Source organism: Umezawaea sp. (assembly GCF_057122925.1).
On record NZ_DBNGPQ010000192.1, the window covers coordinates 1 to 24,538 of the forward strand.

17 protein-coding genes are annotated in these 24,538 nt (G+C 73.9%); 11 read left to right on the forward strand and 6 right to left on the reverse strand.

Annotated features, from left to right (window positions below):
* On the reverse strand, positions 1-518 hold a 518-nt coding region (locus tag AC156L_RS42495), incomplete at its 3' end, for a TetR/AcrR family transcriptional regulator (protein ID WP_484407852.1).
* Between the two features lie 86 nt (positions 519-604).
* Here AC156L_RS42495 and AC156L_RS42500 point away from each other — a divergent pair.
* On the forward strand, positions 605-1,057 hold the full coding sequence (locus tag AC156L_RS42500; RefSeq protein ID WP_330882785.1) for a nuclear transport factor 2 family protein: 453 nt from the start codon (positions 605-607) through the stop codon (positions 1,055-1,057).
* 4 nt (positions 1,058-1,061) lie between these two features.
* Here the strand turns inward: AC156L_RS42500 and AC156L_RS42505 are convergent, their stop codons facing one another.
* On the reverse strand, positions 1,062-1,415 hold the full coding sequence (locus tag AC156L_RS42505) for a YybH family protein (RefSeq protein WP_484407853.1): 354 nt from the start codon (positions 1,413-1,415) through the stop codon (positions 1,062-1,064).
* A gap of 71 nt (positions 1,416-1,486) precedes the next feature.
* On the opposite strand from AC156L_RS42505, the gene AC156L_RS42510 reads away from it, so the two are divergent.
* Positions 1,487-2,416, forward strand: a complete 930-nt coding sequence (locus tag AC156L_RS42510) for a LysR family transcriptional regulator (protein WP_330882789.1) — start codon at positions 1,487-1,489, stop codon at positions 2,414-2,416.
* A 292-nt stretch (positions 2,417-2,708) separates the two neighbouring features.
* Here the strand turns inward: AC156L_RS42510 and AC156L_RS42515 are convergent, their stop codons facing one another.
* From AC156L_RS42515 to AC156L_RS42525, 3 genes are all read right to left on the reverse strand, one after another.
* Positions 2,709-3,038, reverse strand: a complete 330-nt coding sequence (locus tag AC156L_RS42515) for a hypothetical protein (protein WP_330882791.1) — start codon at positions 3,036-3,038, stop codon at positions 2,709-2,711.
* Positions 3,039-3,187: 149 nt separating this feature from the next.
* The gene (locus AC156L_RS42520) at positions 3,188-3,517 is read right to left on the reverse strand and encodes a BTAD domain-containing putative transcriptional regulator (protein WP_330882793.1); all 330 of its coding nucleotides are present in this window, start codon (positions 3,515-3,517) and stop codon (positions 3,188-3,190) included.
* Positions 3,518-3,545: 28 nt separating this feature from the next.
* Positions 3,546-3,764, reverse strand: coding sequence for an AfsR/SARP family transcriptional regulator (locus tag AC156L_RS42525; RefSeq protein ID WP_330882795.1), 219 nt, complete (start codon positions 3,762-3,764; stop codon positions 3,546-3,548).
* A 221-nt stretch (positions 3,765-3,985) separates the two neighbouring features.
* On the opposite strand from AC156L_RS42525, the gene AC156L_RS42530 reads away from it, so the two are divergent.
* From AC156L_RS42530 to AC156L_RS42550, 5 genes are all read left to right on the forward strand, one after another.
* Positions 3,986-4,852, forward strand: a complete 867-nt coding sequence (locus tag AC156L_RS42530; RefSeq protein ID WP_330882797.1) for a DUF4132 domain-containing protein — start codon at positions 3,986-3,988, stop codon at positions 4,850-4,852.
* Complete coding sequence (locus AC156L_RS42535; RefSeq protein WP_330882799.1) at positions 4,849-9,684, forward strand: hypothetical protein; 4,836 nt, start codon at positions 4,849-4,851, stop codon at positions 9,682-9,684. The genes AC156L_RS42530 and AC156L_RS42535 overlap by 4 nt, the downstream gene beginning before the upstream one ends.
* Positions 9,681-10,832: an ATP-binding protein gene (locus tag AC156L_RS42540; protein WP_330882801.1), complete on the forward strand. Its 1,152-nt coding sequence runs from the start codon at positions 9,681-9,683 to the stop codon at positions 10,830-10,832. The genes AC156L_RS42535 and AC156L_RS42540 overlap by 4 nt, the downstream gene beginning before the upstream one ends.
* A 567-nt stretch (positions 10,833-11,399) precedes the next feature.
* Positions 11,400-14,849 (forward strand): vWA domain-containing protein, encoded by a 3,450-nt coding sequence (locus AC156L_RS42545; RefSeq protein ID WP_484407855.1) that lies wholly within the window; start codon positions 11,400-11,402, stop codon positions 14,847-14,849.
* On the forward strand, positions 14,846-16,582 hold the full coding sequence (locus AC156L_RS42550; RefSeq protein ID WP_484407856.1) for a hypothetical protein: 1,737 nt from the start codon (positions 14,846-14,848) through the stop codon (positions 16,580-16,582). Before AC156L_RS42545 ends, AC156L_RS42550 begins: the two co-directional genes overlap by 4 nt.
* A gap of 285 nt (positions 16,583-16,867) precedes the next feature.
* On the opposite strand, the gene AC156L_RS42555 is transcribed toward AC156L_RS42550, so the two are convergent.
* The gene (locus tag AC156L_RS42555; RefSeq protein ID WP_330877689.1) at positions 16,868-17,260 is read right to left on the reverse strand and encodes a hypothetical protein; all 393 of its coding nucleotides are present in this window, start codon (positions 17,258-17,260) and stop codon (positions 16,868-16,870) included.
* A 308-nt stretch (positions 17,261-17,568) separates the two neighbouring features.
* Between AC156L_RS42555 and dnaE the strand changes: the two genes are divergently transcribed.
* From dnaE to AC156L_RS42575, 4 genes are all read left to right on the forward strand, one after another.
* Positions 17,569-21,132 (forward strand): DNA polymerase III subunit alpha, encoded by a 3,564-nt coding sequence (gene dnaE / locus AC156L_RS42560; protein WP_330877690.1) that lies wholly within the window; start codon positions 17,569-17,571, stop codon positions 21,130-21,132.
* Positions 21,133-21,262: 130 nt separating this feature from the next.
* Positions 21,263-22,273: a protein kinase family protein gene (locus AC156L_RS42565; protein WP_330877691.1), complete on the forward strand. Its 1,011-nt coding sequence runs from the start codon at positions 21,263-21,265 to the stop codon at positions 22,271-22,273.
* Positions 22,274-22,275: 2 nt separating this feature from the next.
* On the forward strand, positions 22,276-23,262 hold the full coding sequence (locus AC156L_RS42570) for a hypothetical protein (RefSeq protein WP_330877692.1): 987 nt from the start codon (positions 22,276-22,278) through the stop codon (positions 23,260-23,262).
* A gap of 1 nt (position 23,263) precedes the next feature.
* Entirely contained in the window at positions 23,264-24,526 is a 1,263-nt protein-coding gene (locus tag AC156L_RS42575; protein ID WP_330877694.1) for an adenylosuccinate synthetase, read from the forward strand.
* Positions 24,527-24,538 lie beyond the last annotated feature (12 nt).

Consider the following 24,538-nt stretch of genomic DNA (forward strand, 5'->3'; position numbering starts at 1 on the left):
TGCTCGGCGAGCCGCGGCTCGCCGAGCACGCCCGCGCCGACCATCGCCCCCTCGGCGAGCAGGAACAGCTGGGGCGCCAGCGCTTCCGGTAGCCCGGCGGCGGTGACGAGACCCGCGAGGTAGTCCGCGAAGGCCTGCTTGTGCTCGCGCGCGGCCCTCGCCACGACCTCGGACGTGGCGCCCAGCTCGCCGTACCCGTTGACCCACGCGCAACCGCGGAACCCCGGCTCCCGCAGCCACTCCCCCAGCCAGTCGTACACCGCGAGGATCCGGTCGCGGGGGTCGTCGGCCTGCTCCACGAACGCGGCGAGCGAGCCGCGCCAGCGGACGTCCCGCCGCCGCAGGTACGCCTCGACGAGCTGCTCCTTGGCCGGGTACAGCGCGTAGAGGCGCTTGAGCGAGAGGCCGGAGCCGCCGCGGAGGTCGTCCATCCCCACGGCCTGGATGCCGCGCGAGTAGAAGAGGTCCTCGGCCGTGTCGAGCAGCCGGGTGCGTGCCGTGTCGGCGTCGAGGGGCATGGGGCGTCCTAGGGGCTTGCGTCGGGGAACGTGCGTTCTCTAGAGTACTTGGAGAACGCACGTTCTCGTCAGTTGGGAGCCCCACCGTGAGCGATCGACCGCCCCTGCCCCCGTTCACCCCCGACACCGCGCTGCGGAAGGTCCGCGCGGCCGAGGACGCGTGGAACACCCGCGACCCGGAGAAGGTCTCCCTCGCCTACAGCGAGGACTCCGTGTGGCGCAACCGCGGCACGTTCGTCCGGGGCCGCGCGGAGATCGTGGCGCTGCTGACGGCGAAGTGGGAGCGCGAACTGGACTACGCGCTGCGCAAGTCGCTGTGGGCGTTCGCGGGCAACCGCATCGCCGTCCGCTTCCAGTACGAGTGCCGAGACGCCGCGGGCACCTGGTACCGCAGCTACGGCAACGAGAACTGGGAGTTCGACGAGCACGGGCTGATGACCCGCCGCGAGGCGAGCATCAACGACGTGGTGATCGCGGAGTCCGAGCGCCGCATCTTCGGGCCCCGCACCGACGACGAGCCCGACCTGCCCCTGCGGTAGGCCCTCAGGGCCGGACGAACTCCGGTTGGTCCAGCACTCGCAGCCAGCTGCCGTCGGGCTGGCGGCGGACCACCTGGGCGCGGGCGCCGGAGCCGTCCCCCGGCGGTGTCGACGTGAGGGCGATGTCGCCGCTCACCAGCGTGGGCAGCGGCTCCTCCCGCTCGAAGTGCGGCCGGTCGGCCAGCACCCGCTCCCACAGCGCCTGGATCGCCGCGCGGCCGACGGTCCGGCCACCGGGCGGGTAGGCCAGCACGGCCCCCTCCTCGTAGAGCGCCGCCACGCCCGCCGCGTCGCCCGCGTTCGACCGCTCGACGAACAGGCGGGTGATGTCCTCTGGTTCCATCGCTCTCTCGTTCACGCCACCCAGCCTGGTGGCGGTCCGAGCAGAAGTCCAACAGCTACTTCTTCTGACATCTAGAATCACCGGTCATGGACCTGAGGCAGCTGGAGTACTTCGTCGCGGTCGCCGAGGAGCGCAGCTTCACCAGGGCCGCCGAACGCGTGCACATCAGCCAGTCCGGTGTCAGCGCCCAGATCCGCAGGCTGGAACGGGAACTCGGCGCGGCGCTGTTCGACCGGTCCGCCCGCACCGCCACGCTCACCGTCGCGGGCGAGGCCGCCCTCGACCACGCCCGCGCCGCGCTGGCGTCCGCGAACGCCGTCGGCCAGGCGGTGGGCGAGGTGACCGACGTGATCAGGGGCAGGCTCACCGTCGGCATGGTCGTCGGGTGCACCGTGACGCCGCTGTTCGACGCGCTCGCCTCGTTCCACCGCGCCCACCCCGGCGTGGAGGTGTCGCTGCTGGAGGACGGCTCCGACCGGCTCGTCGGGGCGGTGCGCGACGGCACCGCGGACCTGGCGCTGGTCGGCACGGCGGCGTCCACACCGGACGGTCTGGCGGCGGTGACGATCATCAGCGAACGGCTGGTCGCCGCCGTGCCGCCGGACCACCCGCTGGCGGCCCGCCGCCGGGTCACCCTGCGCGACCTGTGCGACCACCCCCTCGTGTGCATGCCGCCCGGCACCGGCCTGCGCGCGGTCTTCGACCAGGTCACCGCGGCGCGGGACCTGCACCCCGTCATCGGGCTGGAGGCGAGCGCCGCCGACGCCGTCGCCGACCTCGCCGCCCGCGGCCTCGGCGTCGCCGTGCTCAGCGAGTCGATGGCCGAGCACCACCGAGACCGCCTGACCGCGCTCCCGATCGCCGACGCCACCACCCCGGCGCTGCTCAGCCTGGTGTGGCGCGACTCCCCCGGCCCCGCCCTGCGGGCACTGCTCTCGCACGCCCGCCGCGCCTTCGCGGCGGACCAGAGCGGCGGAACGGACTGGGCGGACCGGAAGAAGTCCTCCGGGTCGTAGGCGGTCTTGACCTCGCGCAGCCGGTCCGCGTTGTCCGCGTAGTAGGCGGACATCCAGTCGGTGAGCGCCGGGTCGGGGATGTTCGCGTAGGCGCCGCCGGTGTCCCACGGGTGGACGGCGGCCCAGCTCCGGGTGAGCCGGTCGACCGCCTCCCGTCCCCGCCGGGCCGCGCCGACCGGTCCGACGAGGACGGTGTGCTTCACGAGGTAGGTCGCGTTCGGGTGCGCGAACGCGGTGGCGTGCGCCGGAACGCCGCGCGACGGCGTGAAGGCGACCTCGTGCGGCTCGCCGTTCACCCGCCCCCCACGAGGTGCGCCGTCAGCTCCCGCACGGCGTCCTCCGGCAGCGCGCGGTCGAAGAACCCGGTCTTGGCCGCGCACATGCCGGGCCGGACGCGCACGAGCGGGATGCCGACCGGGTCGTGGGCGACGGCCGAGGCCGGGGTCGCCTGCACCAGCACGGCCCCCGCCGCCGACAGGTGCTCGACCTCCACGAGCCGCGGCTCGGCGGCGACCCCGGCCAGGAACTCCGAGAGCGCGTCCGCGGGGGCGGCGCCGACCAGCAGCGCCTCCGGCTCGTCGTCGGGGTGGTCCGGCACGAGCAGCACCAGCTCCAGCGACACGTCGTCCGGCGCGAACGGCGCCCACCCCAGCCACCGGCCGATCAGCTCGGGCGCGTCCCGCGACGGCCAGGCGAGCCGGACGTGCGTGCCGTGGTGCTCTCCCTTCCTCGTGGGTGACGCGACGGTGGCCAGGCCGTGCGCACACGTACTCAGCGCCGGGGGCCGGGGTTCCGGACCGGGTCGAGCAGCCGCGCGGTCGCCGGGTTCGGCCGGCCCCCCAGCTCGACGTCCAGCACCGCGGCCAGCCGCCGGTGGGCGTCCAGCGCCTCGCCCCGGCGCCCGGTCGCCACCAGCGCGAACAGCAGCCGGTGCCACAGCCGCTCCCGCGGCGGGTGCTCGACCACGAGCCCCTTGAGCACGGGGACGAGGTCCCGCTCGTGCCCGAGCGCGAGCCGGACGTCGACCAGCTCCTCGGTGGCGCGCAGCCGCAGGTCGTCGAGCACGACCGCCCTCGGCTGCGAGACCGCCGGGACCGGCACGCCTCCATCAGCTCGCCCCGCCACAGCCTCAGCGCCCCGGCCGGCAGGCGCGCCGCGTCGGCGTCCTCGCCGCGGCCGACGCGGGCGGGCGCTCCGGCCACAGCCCGTCGACGACCCACTCCAGCGGCAGCCTCCGGTTCGGGCGCAGCGCGAGCATCCCCGGCAGCACGCGCGCCATGCGCCTGGCCGGGCGCGGCACGGCACCGCCCGCGTGGACGGAGGGTCGACCCAGCAGCAGCGCAGCCATCGCCGCCCCCACCTGAACGGTCCGTTGTGGACGGAATTCCGCACGACCCCACGCTGGTATGAGCGCGCTCGGCGGGCCCCGGACACACCGCGGGCGAACCCCGTCCCCTGACCTCCGCGGGGGTCACGCCGAGGTTGCGAAAGGAGCGAGCGGCGAAAATTGTCGGTGCCCGTCGCTACCCTCCCGCTCGACACCAGGAAGACCGATTCGCAGGAGGAACCGTGGGCTGGCTCGACGCCGCGTCCGGGTACCAGGTGCGGCTCGCGGAGAACGGCAAGGTCCAGTGCCGCAACGGCAAGGGCAAGCTGCTCTCCTCGACGCCCGCGTCCATCAAGGACGATCCGCAGGTGGTGCAGCTGCGCCAGCTCGCCGAGTGGCTGGCGCGCCACAAGGCCGAGTGCCTGTCCGCCGTGGACGGATGGATGGTCCGCTCACTGCCCGTGCCCACGGCGTTGCTCACCGAGGTGTGGGCCGACGCCGCGTGGGCCGACGCCCTGCGTGACCTGGTCGTCACGGCGGACGGCGGCAGCGGCCCGGAAACGGGGTTCCTGCGGGACGTCGACGCGGAGAAGGGCCTCGGCGTGGTCACCCTCGACGGCGACACGGTCCGGATGAGGCCCGAGGTCGTGTCGATCCCGCACCCGGTCCTGCTGGACGACCTGGAGGAGCTGCGCGAGTTCGGCGCCGAGCTGGGCGTGGAGCAGAAGGCGCAGCAGCTGTTCCGCCAGACGTTCGCGCGCCCGGAGTCGTTCCCGGCGAACCGCGGTGCCGTCGACGACTACTCCGGCGGCAAGTTCGAGCAGCTCAACCACGCGCTGGGCCGGTGCCGCACGCTCGGCTACCCGGTGCGCGGAGGCGAGGCGGTGTACTCCGCGTTCGAGGACGGGCGGATCGTGGAGGCCCGCTACTGGATCGGCTCGGACTACCCCGAGGGCGAGACGTGGACCGGTGACCTGCACTGGACGCTGGAGAACGGAACCGCGGTCCCCCTGTCCGACGTCGGACCGGTCGCGTGGTCCGAGGGTATGCGCATGGCCTCGGCGATCCACGCCGGTCGCGTCGTCGAGGAAGCGGTGGTAGCACCATGAGCAAGGCACTGATCGCCGCCGGAGCCGTCCTGCCCGGTGTCGAGGCCGCGGGGGAAGACCGCGACACCATCACCGCCCGCCACTACACGCACCCCGGTCTCGACGACCGCGTGGTCGTGCGGCTGGTGCCCGCCGTCCTCGGGCGCGCCGAGGACCTGACGAGCGAGTACCTCGGGTTCAGCGCTCCCGTGCGCACCGCCGAGGTCGGCACCGGCAGACGCAGCGCCCTAGGCTTCCCGGCGTGGGCGCTGGTGAACGACCCGGCCAACGCCCACCACGCGCTCAACCTGGTGAAGGACGTCGAGCGCCTGGCCCGCACCGCCCGGTCGCGCGCCGGAGCCGCCAAGGACGGCTTCACCCACCTCGGCGTGATGCTGGGCCGCTCCGCGCCGCACTTCCTGCCGACGTTCTACGAGCAGGCGGGCCGGATCTTCCTGGAGCACGGCAACCCCACGTACGCGGCGAGCATGTTCGGCAAGGCGCGGGAAGCCGAGGAGGTGCACGACCTGGAGGTCGACCAGGAGCGCACCCGCGAGGTGTTCCTGGAGTTCGCGTTCGCCGGGGCGCTGACCGCGAAGGCCCTGTCGGCGCACGCCAAGGGGCTGGCGCGCAAGCACGACGGCGGTTCGGCCTACGAGCTGTTCCTCACCCTGTGCGTCGAGCGCACCCGAGGCGGTCTGCCGCCCTACACCGGGATGCCGGAGGACCTGCGGCGCCTGGCCAAGGTGGCCAAGCTCGACGTCGCCGCCGAGGACGAGCGGCTGCTGCGCGCGGTCCTGGACAGCTCCGCGATCACCCGCGCGGGCGTCGGGTTCTGGAAGTCCTACCGCGAGGCGCTGATCGCACTGGCCACGCGCGACACCGAGGTCCGCCACCTGCTGCTGACGTTCGTGCCCGCCTCGGCCGCCGCGCTCGACACGTGGCTCGGCGTCCTGGAGGCCTGCGGCGCCACCCGCGCGCTGGTCGAGCCCGCGGGCGAGGTGCCGACCGTGCCCGCCCAGTGGCTGTCGTCGGTGCTCGCGGTCCGCGCCTCGGAGTGGCGGTCCGTCGGCCGCTCCACCGCGCTGCTGGACCTGGTGGAGGCGATGGCGGGCAGGCTCGCCGCCGACGCCGTGCCCGTCAAGGCGCTTCAGGGCTGGCGCCAGCGCGAGCTGGACGTGCTGGACCTGCTCGTCTCCCACGACATCCCGCTGACCGCGCCCGACCGCGCCGACCAGCAGTACGACGTCTCCGACTGGCTGTCCGACGAGGCCCCCGGCCGCCGCGACCTGACGGCGCTCGCGGCCTCCGAACGGCTCGCCCCCTCCCTCGGCGGCGGGGTCGTCGCCCACCTCCGCTCCAGCGCCCGGCACGGCGTGGCCGACACCGAGGTGCTGCTGGGCGTGCTCGCCGTGCCCGGTCTGCGGGCGGCGCTGCGCCGCTGGATCACCGGCAGCGCGGCCGGGATCACCGCGTCCGCGCTGCCCGGCCTCGCCACCACCCTGGAGACGCTGGCCGTGGTGCGGCTGCCCGAGGCGTTCGCCGACGTGCCGGAGGCGGCCGAGGCGATCGGCACCACCGACGTCGCCGCCGCCCTGCACACCACGCTGCGCACCGGCCTGTTCGACGAGCTGGGCTGGCCCGCCCTGGAGGAGGCCTACGCCAAGCTGGCCACGGTGGGCGGCAAGAACAACGAGGGCGTCACCGCGTGCGGCGAGGGCTGGCCCGCGCTCGTGCTCGGCCGCGGCGGCACGTTCATCGTCGTCGGCCCGGACGGGATCCTCGCCGAGCACGTCTCGCGCGTCCCCGCCGACACCAAGACCACCTGGTCGTCCACGCCCGTCGCGTCGTGGTTCGACGGCGCCCTGCTGGTGCGCTGGCGGACGTCCGACGGCGAGCGGGCGTACTGGAGCGACGCCCCCGACCAGGTCTTCGCCCCGACCAGCGAGTACCGCGGCTACTACAACAGCGACGTGGACGACCCGTCGATCGCGCTGCCCGACGGCGGCCGGTTCAGCGGGCGGCGGGCCGTGCACCGGGGCGACACGCAGATCCCGGACCCGGCCAAGGCGTTCGGCGACGGCACGACGGTGTGGACCGGGGCCCGGCAGAACCAGCGGTGGTGGTGGCACGAGGTCGACCCGGCCACCGGCGAACTGGGCCGGGCCAGCCTGCCGCGGTTCCTGGAGGAGTTCACCGAGGACGGCACCAGGCTCGCGCTGGCGGACTGCGACCTGCGCCCGGTGGCCGAGGGCACCGGGTCGAGCCCGCTCGGCGCGGCCGACGGCCTGCACGGCTGGCGCGTGCGCCAGGAGGCCGACGGCTCGTGGCTCGGCGAGGGGATCGACGGCCGCCGGGTGCGGCTGCCCAAGGGCTCCCGGACCCCCGAGGGCGTCCTCGGTCTGCCGGGCGGCGGCAGGCTCGTGTTCGCCGGGTCGTACCGGTCGGTGGAGCTGTTCGACGACGGCGGCACGCTGCTCGGCAGCCTGTCCACGAGGGAGTCGCACTCGCCCTACGCGGCGGGCACCCCGTTCCTCGTGCCCATGGCCTGGTGGCACGCGTTCAAGCCCCGCGACGAGGCCGGGTCCGCCGCCCTGCGCGGGATCACCCGCCGTGCGGTGGACGACGTCCTGGCCGCCGCGGTGGCCGAGCTGGACAAGAAGGAGGGCCAGGAGCGCTCGCTGCGCGACCGGCTCACCTCGCTGCTGGGCGGGGAGCGCGACGACCTCGCGCGCGCCGTCACCAAGGCGCTGCCCGGTCTCACCCACCCCGGTCTGATCGCCGGTGTCCTGGACGTGGTCCGCCGTGCCGCGAAGCAGCTGCGCACCTTCCGGGGCTTCGGCGAGATCGCGGTGGCCGCGAAGTCCGTCGACCTGGACGCGCTGGCCCCCGCCGGTCCCGTGGTGACCGAGGAGGAGATGAACGCCGCGCTCGGCTGGTTCGGCGGGTACCGCTCCAGCAGCACGCACGGCGCCAAGGCGACCGCGCTGCCCGAGCTGGTCGCCGCGCTGGCGGGCACGGCGGCGGAGGCGAAGCCCTCGGGGCGCGCGCTGCCCGAGTCGTCCGCCCCGGACTGGTTCGACCACCTGCCGAACCTCGGGGCGCTCGCGCTCCGCGCGGCGTCGCCGCTGACCCCGGAGGAGCAGCGCGCCGCCCTGGTGCTGCTGCTCCGGTCGCTCGCCGACAGCGGCCTGGCCGACGGCGACGGCCGCTGGCGCACCGTCGGCGTGGTCGTGCCGGACGGCACCGCCAAGCCGCTGCACCGCGTCGTGCCGGTGGGCGACGGGTTCATCGCCGTGTTCGAGGAGAACTGGCGGCACAGCCGGGCGAACATCTTCGAGGGCGTCCAGTTCAGCCGGACCCCCGGCAGGTTCGCCCTGCCCTCGGGCTGGCTGCTGGAGACGTCGGCGGAGGTGCGCCCCCGGCTCGCGGGCGAGCGGATCACCCGGTTCCTCGACGTGCTCGCCGAGCGCGGGCCCGCCCCGTGGGTTCCCGACGCCGTACCCGCGCTGGTGGAGCACACCGGGCTGGGCAGCGCCGAGGCGACCCTGATCCTCGCGGGGATGCCGGGTGTCGACCGGTGGGACGCGAACTACCTCGGCACCGCCGACCGCCGTCTGCTCGCCCTGTCCGCGGGCGGCGCCAAGGCCGCCAAGGAACGGCTCAAGAGGCTGACCGACGACTACCGCTTCGCGCTGCTCGCCGCGGCCGTGCCGGAGGACCCGGCCGAGCTGTGGACGAGCGGTCCGGACGTGGCCGCCGTCGCGGAGGTGTGGACCGCCGCGCACGGGCACCGCTCGCCGGTCCCGGACGACGTGCTGGTCGACGCCGCGAAGCTGCTGCCCGTGCCGCAGACCGGCGAGTACGTGACCGGTGTCGTCAACCCCGACAGCACCCCGTGGCTCACGACGGACGCCGACATGCGGCTGGACGGCACGACGCTGCGGACCCAGCGCGGCGACGGTTTCACCAGCGGCACCCTCGTGGCCGTGCCGCAGGTGCTGCTGTGGCTGGCCCAGCGGCTCCCGGCCGGTTCGCCGCTGCGGGCCAGGCTGCCGGAGGCGCTGGAGCTGGCCCGGCAGCGGGCCGCGGACCCCGGTTTCGCCATCGAGGTCGGCAGCTGGCTGTCGCGGGAGAACGTGGGCGGTCTGCTCGGCGGTGACATGCCGGCAGCGGGCGAGGTCGTGCAGCACCGCCCGTGGCTGACCGTCATCGGCATGTCCGACCAGTACTGCCGCCTGATCGTGTGGCCGGGCCGCCTCGGTCCGGCCGACCACGACCTGCTGGCGGCGCTGGTGGAGGTGACGCACACGCGCAGCGTGTTCACGTCGCTGGAGCTGCTGCTGGACGACGCCCTCACCGCCGCGTGCACCGCGACCGCGCCCGAGGGCGTGGACCCCGCGACGTACTTCCAGGACCCGACGGTGTCGGTGCCGCACCTGGTCGGCGAGGTGGCCGCGAGGTTCGGCCTGGACGAGGACGCGGCGGCGCTGTACCTGCAACTGCTGGCGCTGCCGGACCCGACGGACGCGAACGTGGCGCGCTGGACCGGCTGGAAGCCCGCCCGGTTGAAGAAGGCGCGCGCCGCGCTCGGGGCGACCGACCTGGTGCTGACGGCCAAGCGCGCCAGGGCTGGGCGCTCGCTGTTCCTGCCCGGCGGCTGGCTGCCGCTCAGCGCACCGCACCTGCCGCTGGAGACGTGGAAGACCCCGATGTTCGGCTTCACCTCCGTCCCCGCGGGGCTCATCGCCCCGCACGAACCCGTCGCCGCGCTGTTCGCCCGTGCTTGGCAGCGCGTGCTCGACGGCGACGCCCCCGCCTACGAAGAGCTCAAGACCGGAGGACGCAGGTGACCGCCGTCGCCCCCAGGCAGGTTGAACCGGCCGAGGACGCCCACCACGACGAACTGGCGTTCCTCGCCGCCTACGACGACGGTCTCCGGCCGCCGGGCTGGCGGCTCACCCCGCGCGCCGTCGTCACCTACATCGTCGGCAGCGGCGACCCGTTGGCGCTGCCCAAGGGCGTCACCGCGGCAGGCGTGCCGTCGCGCATGGTGATCAGCCCGAAGTTCGTCGGCGAGCGCGCGCTCGTGGAGCGGGCCGTCGTGACGCTCGCAGGCGAACGCGGTCTGCTGCTCGTCGGCGAGCCCGGCACGGCCAAGTCGATGCTGTCGGAGCTGCTGGCCGCCGCCGTGTGCGGCACCAGCCAGCTGGTCGTGCAGGGCACGGCGGGCACGACCGAGGACCAGCTGCGGTACGGCTGGAACTACGCGCTGCTGCTGGCGGAGGGGCCGAGCCCGCGGGCGCTGGTCCCGTCCCCGGTGCTGACCGCGATGCGCACCGGTGGTGTCGTGCGGGTGGAGGAGGTCACCCGCTGCCTCCCGGAGGTCCAGGACGCGCTGGTGTCGATCCTGTCGGACCGGCGCATCGCCGTGCCGGAGCTGTCGGGCAGCGACGACGCGACCGTGCACGCCGCACCGGGTTTCACCGTGATCGCCACGGCGAACCTCCGCGACCGCGGCGTCTCGGAGATGTCCGCGGCCCTCAAGCGGCGCTTCAACTTCGAGGCCGTCGGCCCGATCGGCGACCTCACCGCCGAGATCGCGCTGGTCCGCAGGCAGGCGAGCGCGGCGCTGGAGCGCGTGAAGGCCCCGTTCGCGGTGGACGACGTGGTGCTGGAGGCGCTCGTGACCGCGTTCCGCGACCTCCGCAACGGCGTGTCGGAGGAGGGCTGGGCCGTCGAGCGCCCGTCGACCGTCATGAGCACGGCCGAGGCGGTCTCGGTCGCCACGGCGCTCGGCTTGGCGGGCACGTACTTCCCCGGCGACCGCGACCCGCTCTCCCTGCTGCCGGGCCACCTCCTGGGCGTGGTCCGCAAGGACGACCCCGGCGACGCCGCGAGGCTGCTCGGCTACTGGGACGGCGCGGTCCGCCGCCGCGCCGAGTCGGGCTCGCGCACCTGGCGCCGCATGTGGGAACTCCGTGACGTCCTCGACGCCTGACGCACCGCTGGTGGTGGGCGGCCCCTCGGCCGCCCACCACGGGCCCCACCCCATCCCCCAGCGCGCCCGAGGTCCCCACATGCCCTACCCGCTCGCTCCAGCTCACCACACCCCACCGGCCCCGCCCCGATCCAGCGCAGCCGACTCGAACACCCTGGCTTCTTCCCCACACCGCAACACCTCCCCAACACCCAGCCACCACACCCCGCCTCCCGCACCACACACGACACCGGCCGCGTCCCGACCCGCCGCCACCCACCCGAACACCCGGACCTCTTCCCCGACACCCCGTCACCACACCCCACCCCCCGCGCGACACACGACACCCGCCCCACCCCGAGCCAGCGCCGCCGACCCGACCATCCGGGCCTCCCCCTCACGCCACCGCACATCCCCGACACCCGGCCACCGGTGCGGCACCGCAGCGCCGAAGTCCCCACCACACCACCGTTCTCGGGCCGCCCTGTCGACCGTGTGCGTCCTCTTGACCGTGCGCGCCCTGCCGTCCGACCGATCCCGGCGTGGTCCCGTGTCCGAACCGCTCCCCACCCACCCCGAGGTGCTCACGTGACCTCCACCCCGCTCGCCACCGATCCCGCGGTGGTCGACCGGCTCGCCGACCACCGCACCCCGCACCTGATCGGCGTCCGCCACCACTCCCCGACCCTGGCCGCCCTGATGCCCGCCATGCTGGAGGCCGCGGACCCCGAGGTGCTGCTGGTCGAACTCCCGGAGGAGCTGGGCACCTGGCTGCCCCACCTGGCCGACCCCGGCCTCACGGCGCCGGTGGCGCTGTCCGGCGCGGCCCGCGACGGTGGCGGCCTGGCGTTCTACCCGTTCGCCGACTTCTCCCCCGAACTGGCGGCGGTGCGCTGGGCCCAGCGCAACGGTGTCGAGGTCCGCCCCTGCGACCTGCCCCTGGCGTTGCGCGGCGAGGGCCACGGCAGGGGTGAGGCGGGCCCGGCGCCGTTGACGGACGCGCTGCGCCGCACCATCACCGGCCGCGACGGCGAGGACCTGTGGGACCGGCTCGTGGAGGCCGCCGCGCCCGGTCAGACCGCCGAGGCCGTGCGGCGCGCGGCGCTGCTGGTCGGCTGGGCCCTGCGCAGCGACGCGGCGAGCACGGCCGTCGACCCGTTCGACCTGCGCCGCGAGGCCTGGATGCGGCACGCGGTCGCGCTCGCGGCGGGGCGGCGGTGCACCGCGGTGGTCGGGTCGTTCCACGCCGCCGCGCTGCTGGACGGTCCGGGCGGCGACCCGCGGGAGGAGGTGCCGTCGGGCGACGGCGTGGTCACCTCGCTGGTGCCGTACGGGTTCGAACTGCTGGACGAGCGGTCCGGCTACCCGGCGGGCATCCGCGACCCCGAGTGGCAGCAGGCGGTGTTCGAGGCCGACGGCGACCCGGCGGCCGTGGAGGCCGCCGCCGCGGCGGCGATCGTGCGGATCTGTTCGCGGGTCAGGGAACTGGGCCACCCGGCGGGGCCCGGTGAGGCGCGCGAGACGCTGCGGCTGGCCATCGACCTCGCGCGGCTGCGCGGGCTGCCCGCTCCCGGCCGGGGCGAGGTCGTGGAGGCGGTCCAGACCGTGCTGACCCACGCCGAACCGCTGGGCCGCGGCCGGGTGGTGGCCCGTGCGGCGGGTGACGTCCTGGTGGGGCACCGGACCGGCGTGCTGGCGCCCGGCACCCCGCGCTCGGGTCTGGCGCCCGCCGTGGAGTCGCTGCTGGCCGATCTCCGGCTGCCCGGTCCGGGCAGCCGCGAACCGGCGGTGCTCCGACTCGACCCGCTGCGGTCCGCTTTGGACGCACGCCGGGAAGTCGCGCTGCGCCGGCTGTCCGTCCTCGGTGTGACGTACGCCGAGTCGACCGCGACCACGGGTGTCGGCGGCGGTGACGCGCTCACCACCCGCTGGACCGCCGCCTGGACGCCGTCGACCGCCGCCACCCTGCCGGTCGCGGGCCTCTGGGGCGCGACCCTGCCGCTGGCCGCGTACGGCAGGCTGCGGGCGCGCCGGGCCGAACGGGAGCGCAAGGGCGGCCACACACCGGAGGACGTGCTGACCGATCTCGCGGCGGCGGGCGCGTGCGGGCTGCCGGAGCTGGTCGACGACCTGCTCGCCGACGCCGCGACGGTCCTGCCCGCCTCCGGCACCCTGCCGGACCTGCTGGCCGCGCTCGACCTGCTCGACCGCCTGCGCGCGGGCCACCTGCCCGGCACGCCCGGCACCGTCCTGGACGCGCACCCCCTGCTGGCCCAGGAACTGGAGACCGCGGCGGTCGGCCAGCTCGACGGCCTGGCGGGCTCCGAGGACGTCGCGGACGCGCACGCCCTGGTCGAGCTGGGCCAGCGCCACGACCAGCACGGCACCGGTCTGCGCCTGGCGGCGACCCTGAAGCGGCTGGCCGACGACGCCTCGCCGCTGATCGCGGGAGCGGCGGGCGCCGCGCGCGTCCTGCTCGACCTCGTCCCGCCGGAGGTGCTGGGCGAACGCGTGGCGTCGTGGATCGACAGCGCCACCACGCCCGAGCGCCGCGGCGTCCTGCGCCACGGCCTGACGGGCGTGCTGGCGGCCGCGGCCCCGCTCCTGGAGACCCCGGAGACCCTGGCCCCGCTGCTGGACCGCGTGGAACACCTGGGCGACCGCGACTTCCTCGACCGGCTGCCCGCGCTGCGCGGCGCCTTCACCTCCATCGGCCCCACCGCGCGGGCCCGTGTCCTCGCGGTGGTCGAGGAGCGCACGGGCGGCAGGGTCGAGGCGGCGAACACCCCCGACCCCGAGCTGCTGGCGATGTGGCTGAACGCCGAGCACGCCGCCCTGGTCTCACTGCGCGAGCACGGGCTGGACCGTCCGGAAAGGACCGCTCCGGCGGCGGGAACGCCCGCGCCCACGGCGCACTCCACCGTGGACGAAGCCGAGCCGGGGACGCTCCCGGTCGCCATCCGCTGGCAGCTGGTGCTGGGCGCGCGGGGCGACCGGCCGAAGGGCGGTGCCCGGTACGCGGCGGCCCTGGACGAGCTGTACGGCCAGGACCGGGGCGAGGGCGCGCTGCGCGGCGACGCGGGTGCCGACCGCTCCGATCCGTTCCCCGACGTGCGGGAGTGGTCCGAGGAACTGCGCGAGCTGTTCGGCGACCACGTCCGCGAGGAGGTCCTGGCCGCCGCGGCGGAGGGCGGCAGGCTGGAGGCGGCGCTGGAGATCGACCCCGCCTCGGTGCGCCCGTCCGTCGAACTCCTCCGCAGCGTCCTGTCGCTGGCGGGTGGCCTGTCCGAGGCGTCGCTGGCCCGACTGCGACCGCTGGTGGCCAGGCTCGTCCGGGAGCTGACCGCGCAGCTCGCCAACCGCGTGCGTCCGGCGCTGACCGGGATGCAGCTGCCGACCCCGACCCGCAGACCGGGAGGGAAGCTGGACCTCCCGCGCACCCTGCGGGCCAACCTCGCCACGGCCCGCCGCGGCGCCGACGGCCGGGTCGTGGTGGTGCCGGAGAAGCCGGTGTTCCGCACGCGGGGCCGCAAGTCGAGCGACTGGCGGCTGGTGCTGGTGGTGGACGTGTCCGGCTCGATGGAGGCGTCCACGGTGTGGTCGGCGCTCACCGCGGCGGTGTTCGCCGGGGTGCCGTCGCTGTCGACGCACTTCCTGGCGTTCTCCACCGAGGTCGTCGACCTGACCGACCGGGTGTCCGACCCGCTGTCGCTGCTGCTGGAGGTGCGGGTCGGCGGTGGCACGCACATCGCGGGCGCGCTGCGGCACGCCCGGTCCCTCGTGACCGTTCCGGAAAGGACGATGGTGGTGCTGGTCAGCGACTTCGAGGAGGGCGGTCCGCTGGCGCCGCTCGTCGCGCAGGTGCGGGAGCTGGTGACCTCGGGCGTGACGGTGCTGGGCTGCGCGAGCCTGGACGACGCGGGCAACGCCCGCTACTCGACGTCGGTCGCGGGCTCGCTGGTCGCGGCCGGGATGCCGGTGGCGGCGCTCAGCCCGCAGGCGCTGGCCCGCTGGGTGGGCGAGAAGGTGCGCGGATGATCCCCGTCGCTCCCGCGGTCGTGGCGGACGTGCTCGACGCGCTCCCGCCCCGCCTGCGCAAACGGGTCGACACGGCGCTGGACCGCGCGGCGGGGTGGGAGGTCGCCGTCGACGGCGACACGGCCACCGTCGTGCTGGACGCCGACACGACGCTCACCTGGACCCTGCACGGTGGTGTCCTCACGTCGGCGGCCGACCTGGCGTGCAGCTGCCTGCTCGCGCCGAAGTGCCTGCACCGCGGCATCGCCGTCGCGGCGGCCGAGGTCTCCGACGCGGTCGAGGAGGCGCCCGCGGCCCCCGTCGCCGAGGCCGTCGTCACCGAGGCGGCGGTGGAGGTGCGCGAGGACGAGCGCGTGGCCGCGACCGCGCTGTGGCAGGCGTGCTCGACGGTGCTGCGCGGCGGCGCGACCGGCAGCGGCGCGGTCGTGCGGGCCGAACTCCTGCGCGCGGTGCACACCGCCCGCGTGGCGGGTCTGCACCGCGCGTCGGCGGGCGGTCTGCGCATCGCCGCCGCGCTCGCCGCGGCCCGCGCGGGCGACTCGTCGTTCGACCGCGAGGTGCTCACCGCCGAACTGGTCGACCTCCTGCTGCTGTGCCACGACCTGCGCGCGGGCACGGGCACGGCCGCCCCGGCCGAGCTGCGCGGAACCGCCCGCCGCGAGTACTCGCCGGTGGGCGCGCTGCGCCTGTACGGCCTGTGCACCGAGACGGTCCTGACCACCTCCGGCTACAGCGGGGTCGTCACGCACCTCGTGGACGAGTCGGGGGTGCTGTGGACCGTCCCGGCGATCATGCCGGGCGGGTCGGAGCGGATCGCCGCGGCCGCGAGCGGGGCCGTGGCGATCGGCGAGTCCGGTCTCACCCAGCGCGACCTGGGCAGAGGGGGTCTCCTGCTGTCCGGCGGCACGGCGTCACCGGACCGCAGGCTGGGCGCGGGGAAGGCCGTGCGGGCGGTGGCCGCGTCCGGCGCGCCGTGGACGAGCCCGCCGCTGGCGGGGCTGTGGGCGCAGCCGCTGGTCGAGCAGGTGGCCCGCGCGTTCCACGCCGACACCAGACCCGCGACCCACCGGCCCGCGGGCGCCGACCTGGTGTTCCTCGACGGCACCGTGCAGGGTGCGGCCGGTGGCGCGCTGCGGGTGGCGGCCGGGGGTGCCCACCTCGACCTCGTCGGCGAGGGCGGCAGGGCGCGGGAGAACCTGCGGGTGCTCGCGGGCGCGGGCGGTCTGCGGCTGCGGGTCGTCGCCCGGCTCCTCCCCGACCGGCCGGGCACGGCCGTCGCGCTGGCGGTCTCGGGCGAGGACCTGGCACTCCCCTCGGAGCTGGGCCACCACGTCGACCTTGGCCTTGACCGGATCCAGCGCTCGCACGTGGCGGGCGACGGCACCAGGGAACTGCCCCCGCGACCGGCCCCGACCGGCCGGGTCCCGCAGCCGGTCCGGCCGCTGGAGAACGTGCTGCACCGGGTCGCCCTCGGCGGCCGGGCCGTCGCCGCCATCACGTCGGCGAACCGCGACGTGGCGGCCCTGACCCGCACCGGCCTGACCACCACGGCGGGCCTGCTGGCCGACCTCGCGGACGCGTCCCGGGACCGGGAACGCGATACGTTCGGCCGCGTCGTCCGCGACGCGGGCGACACCTTCCCCTACTGCTGGCTGCGCGCGGGGGTCCACGTCCGCGAGTTCACCCGAGCCGCCGCCCACCACGCCTGGCTGGAGGTGGTCGGCTCGGGCTGATCCAGGGCACGTGAGCAGGGCGAACAGCCGTTGTCCCTGCTCACGCGCCCGGCCGAGCACCCGGCGCGCGCGATCGGGACCGGCGGGCCGGGTCAGTGGTGACCGGCCCCGGTCGGCTCACGTCCGCCGTCGCCGCACCCCGCCGACCACCAGCCGCCTGGTCCCCGAACGCGGCGGAACCAGCCGACCAGGTCAGAAGTGACCGGCCCGGCCGGCTCACGTCCGCCCTCGCCGACCACCAGCCGGCCGGTCCCGAACGCGGCGGAACCGACCGACCAGGTCAGGTCAGAAGTGGTCGGCCTCGGTCAGCTCGCGCTCGAACGCGTCCGCCTTCGCCACCACGAGCTGGAGCGGTCGGTCGAACTCCTCCAGGACGCTCAGGTCCTCCAGGGGCACGGTGTGCTTGAGCAGCGCCACGCCGTCGACCACCGCGGCCCCGCCGACGAGCGCCTCGCCCGCCAGGTCCAGCAGCCGCCGCAGGTCGATCTTGTCGGCCCGGCCCACCGGCGAGGAGATCTCCAGCCAGGCCGCGCCGTCGGCGTCGGGCACGTGGTGCACCGACACCTGCTGGTCGCGGTCGCCGTCCAGGTCGAGGCGGAAGCGCAACCAGCTGTCCGTCTCCTCCAGGACCTCGTACCGCAGCCGCACAAAGTTGATCACTTCGGTCCAGGTGGTCACCGTGTTTGTCGCCTCTCGCCCTGACCGGTCCTCACGTGGGCGAAAGCATCTCACGGCGGCCCGGCGGGAGCCCGGTACTCCGCGAAGGTCGGCCGGTCGGACCGTTCGCCACCGTGGGCGAGACGGCTGTCACGGTGCGCGCACGATCCCGGCGGATCGGCGTTCCACCGGCATGTCTACCCGCTGTGGATCGTGCTCCGCGAGACGATCCAACCGCCTGGAGCGCACGGCTCCCCGGTGACTAGGGTGGTCCGGGTCCGTGCTGAGCCCGCGCACTGGACGACCAAGAAACTCGGGAGGCCCTCACCGTGTCCGGCGATTCGTTCGTCCACCTGCACGTCCACACCGAGTACTCGATGCTCGACGGCGCGGCGAAGGTGGCCCCGCTGTTCGAGGAGGCTCAGCGGCTGGGCATGCCCGCGGTGGGCATGACGGACCACGGCAACATGTACGGGGCCGACGAGTTCTACCAGACCGCCACGAAGTTCGGGATCAAGCCGATCATCGGCATCGAGGCCTACGTGGCGCCGCACAACCGCCTGCACAAGAAGCCGGTGTTCTGGGGCGACCCCGGCCAGCGCAGCGACGACCTCGCCGGTGCGGGCGCGTACACCCACATGACGATGCTCGCGGGCAACGCGACGGGCCTGCGGAACCTGTTCAAGCTGCACACGCGGGCCAGCATGGAGGGCTACTACCGCAAGCCCCGGATGGACCGCGAGCTGATCGCCGAGCACGCCGAGGGCATCATCGCGACGACCGGCTGCCCGTCCGGCGAGGTCCAGACCCGGCTGCGGCTCGGTCACGAGGCCGAGGCGATCCAGGCGGCCTCCGACTACCGCGACATCTTCGGCGCCGAGAACTTCTACCTCGAACTCATGGACCACGGCCTGAGCATCGAGCGCCGGGTCCGCGAGGGCCTGCTCATGATCGGCAAGAAGCTCGGCATCCCGCCGCTCGCGACCAACGACAGCCACTACGTGACCAAGGAGCAGGCGAGCACGCACGAGGCGCTGCTCTGCGTGCAGTCCGGCAAGATGCTGTCCGACCCGGCGCGGTTCAAGTTCGACGGCGACGGCTACTACCTGAAGTCGGCCCAGGACATGCGCGAGCTCTGGGACGCCGAGGTGCCGGGCGCGACGGACTCGACCCTGGTCATCGCCGAGCGCGTCGAGTCGTACGAGGACGTCTGGGCCCACCACGACCGCATCCCGAACTTCGACGTCCCCGAGGGCGAGACGCAGGAGTCGTGGTTCCGCCACGAGGTCATGCAGGGGCTGCACCGCCGCTTCCCGAACGGCATCCCGGACGGCTACGTCGAGCGCGCGGAGTTCGAGCTCAAGGTCATCATCGACAAGGGCTTCCCGGCGTACTTCCTGATCGTCGGCGACCTCATCCGCCACGCCCGTGACATCGGCATCCGCGTCGGTCCCGGCCGTGGCTCCGCCGCGGGCGCGCTGGTCGCGTACGCGATGGGCATCACGAACATCGACCCGATCCCCCACGGTCTGCTGTTCGAGCGGTTCCTGAACCCCGAGCGCACGGCCATGCCCGACATCGACATCGACTTCGACGACCGCCGTCGGGGCGAGATGATCAGGTACGCCTCCGACAAGTACGGCAACGACCGGGTCGCCCAGGTGATCACCTTCGGCACCATCAAGACGAAGGCGGCGCTCAAGGACTCGGCGCGCGTGCACTTCGGCCAGCCGGGCTTCGGCATCGCCGACCGCATCTCCAAGGCGCTGCCGCCGCCGATCATGGCGAAGGACATCCCGCTCTACGGCATCGTCGACAAGAGCCACCCCCGCTACGGGGAGGCCGCCGAGGTCAGGGCGCTGGTCGAGACCGACGAGCAGGTCAAGACGATCTTCGACACGGCTCGCGGCCTGGAGGGCCTGATCCGCAACGCGGGCGTCCACGCCTGCGCGGTGATCATGTCGCGCGACCCGCTGTCGGACTCCGTGCCGCTGTGGATGCGCGACGACGGCTCGATCATCACGGGCTGGGACTACCCGTCCTGCGAGAACATCGGCCTGTTGAAGATGGACTTCCTCGGCCTGCGCAACCTGACGGTCATGGGCGACGCCATCGACAACATCGAGGCGAACCGCGGCAAGGAGACGATCCCGGACTTCGACAACCTGCCGCTGGACGACCCCGAGACCTACGCGCTGCTCAGCCGCGGTGACACGCTCGGCGTGTTCCAGCTGGACGGCGGGCCCATGCGCGACCTGCTGCGCCGGATGCAGCCGACGTCGTTCGAGGACATCGTCGCGGTCGGCGCGCTGTACCGCCCCGGTCCGATGGGCATGAACGCGCACAACGACTACGCGGACCGCAAGAACGGGCGGCAGGAGGTGACGCCGATCCACCCGGAGCTGGCGGAGCCCCTGAAGGACATCCTGGGCGAGACCTACGGTCTGATCGTCTACCAGGAACAGATCATGTTCATCGCCCAGAAGGTCGCGAACTACTCGATGGGCCGCGCGGACGTGCTCCGCAAGGCGATGGGCAAGAAGAAGGCCGAGGTGCTGGCCAAGGAGTTCGAGGGCTTCCGCGACGGCATGCGGAACCACGAGCTGAAGTTCTCCGACGAGGCCATCAAGGCCCTGTGGGACACGATCCTCCCGTTCGCGGGCTACGCGTTCAACAAGTCGCACGCCGCCGCGTACGGCCTGATCTCGTACTGGACCGCCTACCTCAAGGCGAACTTCCGCGCGGAGTACATGGCCGCGCTGCTCACCTCAGTGGCGGACAACAAGGACAAGTCGGCCGTCTACCTCGCCGAGTGCCGTCGCCTGGGCATCCAGGTGCTGCCGCCGGACGTCAACGAGTCCGCGCTGCGCTTCGGTGCGGTCGGCACGGACATCCGCTTCGGCCTGGGCGCCATCCGCAACGTCGGCGCGAACGTGGTCGACTCGATCGTCGCCACGAGGCAGAAGCGCGGCTCCTACACGTCGTTCACGGACTTCATGGACAAGTCCGAACTGGTGGTGTGCAACAAGAGGGTCATCGAGTCGCTGATCAAGGCGGGCGCGTTCGACTCGTTCGACCACACGCGCCTGTCGCTGATCCAGGTGCACGAGGACGCGGTCGACATCGTCGTCCCGATCAAGCGCAAGGAGGCGGACGGCCAGTTCGACCTCTTCGGCGGTGGTGACGACGACGGCGAGAAGGACGACGACAGCTCGGCGCTGGCGCACCTGAAGATCGGCACCGAGGAGTGGCCGCGCAAGCAGATGCTCTCCCTGGAGAAGGAGATGCTGGGCCTGTACGTCTCGGCCCACCCGCTGGACGGCACCGAGCGGATCCTGCGCAAGTACGCGCCGCGCCCGATCGCCGTCGTGCTGGACGACCCGCCCAAGGAGGGCGAGCTGATCGTCTCCGGGATGATCTCCGCGATGGAGCGCCGGGTCAACAAGAACGGCGAGCCGTGGGCGATCGTCACCATCGAGGACCTCGACGCGGCCGTGGAGGTCCTGTTCTTCCCGAAGTCGTACTCGGTCCTCTACGGCGACCTGGAACTCGACTCGGCGGTGTGCGTGAAGGGCCGCGTCAACTGGCGCGAGGACAAGATGTCCATCTTCGGCAGCGACGTCGTGCCGCTGGACATCTCCGACGCCGAGAACAACCCCGGCGTGGCCCCGCCGATCGTCCTGGGCCTGAGCACCAAGACCCTGACGCCGGAACTGGTCGAGGAGCTGAAGCAGACGCTCGCCTCGCACACGGGCGACGTGCCGGTGCACCTCAACGTGCAGCGTCGGGACAGGACGAAGGAGCTGTACGTGGTGGACAACTTCCGCGTGGCCACCACGCCGTCCTTCTTCGGTGACCTCAAGACGCTGCCGGGTGTCCTGATCGAACGCTAGGTCCCGACCGTCCGAAGGCGCCCCACCCGCTCCGGGTAGGGCGCCTTCGTCGTTCTCGGACGATCAGCGGCGTGGGTCACATCGACCGAAAACAGTTGCGCCCCCGGTTTGAGTTACATAGACTCAAACTATGTTCACCAGGGCAGAGGCACTAGACCGAGTGGAGCGGGCCGGATCAGCGGCCGACCTCTTCGGGCCTCCCACCACCGATCCGGCGCGGCGCGGGGAGGCCAAGCGGCTGTACCGGGCGCTGGCCTCCGTCCTGCACCCGGACGTGACCGGCGCGGGGGACGCGCGGGCGCACGCGGCCTCCGCGGAACTGACCAGGATGCACCACGAGTGGACGCACGGCACGACCGTCGAACTGCGCACCGCGACGGGCACCTACCGGATCGGCGAACCGTTCGCCGTCGGCAGCGTGGCCAACGTCTACGAGACCGACGGCCCGCACGTGGTCAAGGTGGTGCGCAACCCGGCGCTGAACCCGCTGCTGCACGGCGAGTGGGACGCGCTGCGGGCGTTGGAGCGGTTCACCAACCGGCACCGCTGGCTCCAGCCCTACTACCCGCGGCTGCTCGACACCTCCGGCGACGTCGGCCGGGGCGAGCGGGCCTTCACGGTGCTCGACCCGCTCGTCGACGGGTTCGTGACGCTCGCCGACGTGCGACGCGCGTTCCCTCGCGGCCTGGACGGGCGCGACTACGCGTGGATGCACCGCAGGCTGCTCAGGGCGTTGGCGGGCGCGCACCGGATCGGCCTGGTGCACGGGGCCGTGACCGCCGAGAACGTGCTGGTGCACCCCGAGAAGCACGGGATCGTGCTGGCCGGGTGGTCGTTCGCCGTCGAGAGCGGCCAGCGGCTCCTCGCGACCAGCAAGACCATCTCCTACCCGCCGGAAGTTCTCGCGAACGAACCGGTCACGACCGCCACCGACGTCCACATGGCACACACGCTGATGCTGGACCTGCTGGCACCGAACGAGAAGCGGCAGATCACCTTCGCCCGCGGGTGCACCCAGGACCTCCCGTCCCGACGGCCGGACGCCGTCGACCTGCTGGACGAGTACGACGAGCTGCTCGACGACCTCTACGGCGAGCGGGTCTTCCGCCCGTTCGCCCTCCCCGACACGACAGGAGCATGACCATGGGACACGGCAGGTGGGACGACAACGCCTACGCGGCGGCCAAGACCTTCCGCGCGGCGAAGGGGATCGCCGACTTCGGCTACACCGCGGCGACGAAGGGCAAGCCCTCGTCGAGCTGGAAGGCCGCCCCCTCGATGGACCCGCTGGGCGTGGTGGCCCGCGAGTGCCGCGACTCACCCGACCACGCCGACTCGACGCCGATCGCGGTGCTGTTCGACGTGACCGGCTCGATGGGCAGCGTGCCGAAGATCATGCAGGGCAAGCTCGGCAAGCTCCACGGCCTGTTGCAGCGCAAGGGCTACCTCGCCGACCCGCAGCTGATGTTCGGCGGGATCGGTGACGCCGACAGCGACCGCGTGCCGCTCCAGGTCGGCCAGTTCGAGTCGGACAACCGGATGGACGAGCAGCTCCGCGACATCTTCCTGGAGGGCAACGGCGGCGGGCAGAAGAGCGAGTCCTACGAGCTGGCCGCGTACTTCGTGGCCCGGCACGTGGTGACCGACGCGTGGCAGAAGCGCGGACGCAAGGGCTACCTGTTCCTCATCGGCGACGAGCTGAACAAGCCCCGGCTGGAGGCCCGCCACATCCGCCGGATCATCGGCGACGACATCGCCCAGGACATCGACCCCGTGTCGGTGTACCGGGAGCTGGCCCGCAAGTGGAACGTGTACTTCATCCTGCCCAACCAGTCGTCGTACTACAACGACGACGCCATCGGCGAGCACTGGCGCCAGATCCTCGGCCAGAACTTCCTCAAGCTGGACGACCCCGGCGCGGTGTGCGAGCTGATCGCGGCGACGATCGGCGTGGAGGAGCGCGTGGTCGACCTGGACCAGGCGCTGGTGGACCTGGCCGAGATCGGCTCGGTCGCCGAGAGCCAGGCGGTCGGCAAGGCGCTGGTCGCGGTCGGCGCGAACGCGAGGTCGCTGACGAGGTCGGCGGCCCCGCTGGGCATCGACGGCCCCGACGACGTGGCTCTGAGCTGACGTGAGCACCGGGGAGCACGTGGTCGTCGTCGGGTTGGGGTTCGGCGACGAGGGCAAGGGAGCGGTGGTCGACGCGCTGTGCGCGGACGGCTCGGTGTCGGCGGTGGTGCGGTTCAACGGGGGCGCGCAGGCGGCGCACAACGTCGTCGTCGGCGACCGGCACCACACGTTCAGCCAGTTCGGGTCCGGCACGCTCGCGGGTGTGCCGACCTGGCTGTCCCGCCACGTGCTGGTGGAGCCGATCGCGCTGGCGGCGGAGTCGCGGGAGCTGGCGGCGCTCGGCGTCGCCGACCCGCTGGGGCTGGTGTCGGTCGATGCCTGCGCCCTGCTCACGACCCCGTTCCACGTGGCCGCGAACCGGGCGAGGGAGGACGCCAGGGGCGCGGACCGGCACGGGTCGTGCGGCAAGGGCATCGGCGAGACGGCGTGGTACGCGCTGCTCGCCGAGCGGGGGGCCGGGCCGGGCGACGTGGTGGAGGGCCAGGAGGTGCCGGGCGTGCCCGGCCCGGCACCGACGGTCGGCGACTGCGCGAACCCGGTGGCGCTGCGGCGCAAGCTCGACGTGCTCGCCCGGTGCTACGAGCCGCTGGTCGGGGACGGCATCCGGGTGGACGACCTGGTGGCGCTCTACCGGGCGTTCGCGGAGGCCGTGCGGATCACGACCGGTGACGAGGCGGGTCGGCTCGCCGACGCCGGACGGCTGGTCTTCGAGGGGGCGCAGGGGGTGCTCCTCGACGAGACGCACGGCTTCCACCCGCACACGACGTGGTCCACCGTCACGCCGCGCAACGCCCGCGCGCTGCTCGGCGGCCGGGACGCGCGGGTGCTGGGCGTGACGCGGACCTACCAGACGCGGCACGGCGCGGGTCCGCTGCCGACCGAGGACCGCGGTGTCCTGGACCGCTTCACCGAGCGCCACAACGGCGCCGGCGAGTACCAGGGCGCGTGGCGGGCCGGGCACCTGGACGCCGTGCTGCTGCGGTACGCCGTGGCCGCGTGCGGCGGCGTCGACGGCCTGGCCGTGACGCACCTGGACGCGCGGGACCTGCTGGCCGCCACCTCCTACCGGACCGGCGCGGGCAGCGTCACGGAGCTGCTGCCCCGCCCGGACCTGACGGGGTTCGTGGCGGGCTGCGAGCCGGTCCTGGAGCCGCTGGCCGATCCGGTGGGGTTCCTGGGGGACCTGCTCGGGGTGCCGGTGCTCGTCACCGGCTCGGGCGCCGACCGGGCGGACTACGCCGTGCGGGCCCCGGCCCGCCGCTGAGGTGCGGGAGAA

Excerpts from the sequence above, each read along its gene's own strand:
- AC156L_RS42570 (WP_330877692.1), top strand. The coding sequence starts at position 22,276 with ATGGGACACGGCAGGTGGGACGACAACGCCTACGCGGCGGCCAAGACC.
- AC156L_RS42535 (WP_330882799.1), top strand. The coding sequence starts at position 4,849 with ATGAGCAAGGCACTGATCGCCGCCGGAGCCGTCCTGCCCGGTGTCGAG.
- AC156L_RS42525 (WP_330882795.1), bottom strand. The coding sequence starts at position 3,764 with ATGGCTGCGCTGCTGCTGGGTCGACCCTCCGTCCACGCGGGCGGTGCC.
- AC156L_RS42565 (WP_330877691.1), top strand. The coding sequence starts at position 21,263 with ATGTTCACCAGGGCAGAGGCACTAGACCGAGTGGAGCGGGCCGGATCA.
- AC156L_RS42550 (WP_484407856.1), top strand. The coding sequence starts at position 14,846 with ATGATCCCCGTCGCTCCCGCGGTCGTGGCGGACGTGCTCGACGCGCTC.
- AC156L_RS42510 (WP_330882789.1), top strand. The coding sequence starts at position 1,487 with ATGGACCTGAGGCAGCTGGAGTACTTCGTCGCGGTCGCCGAGGAGCGC.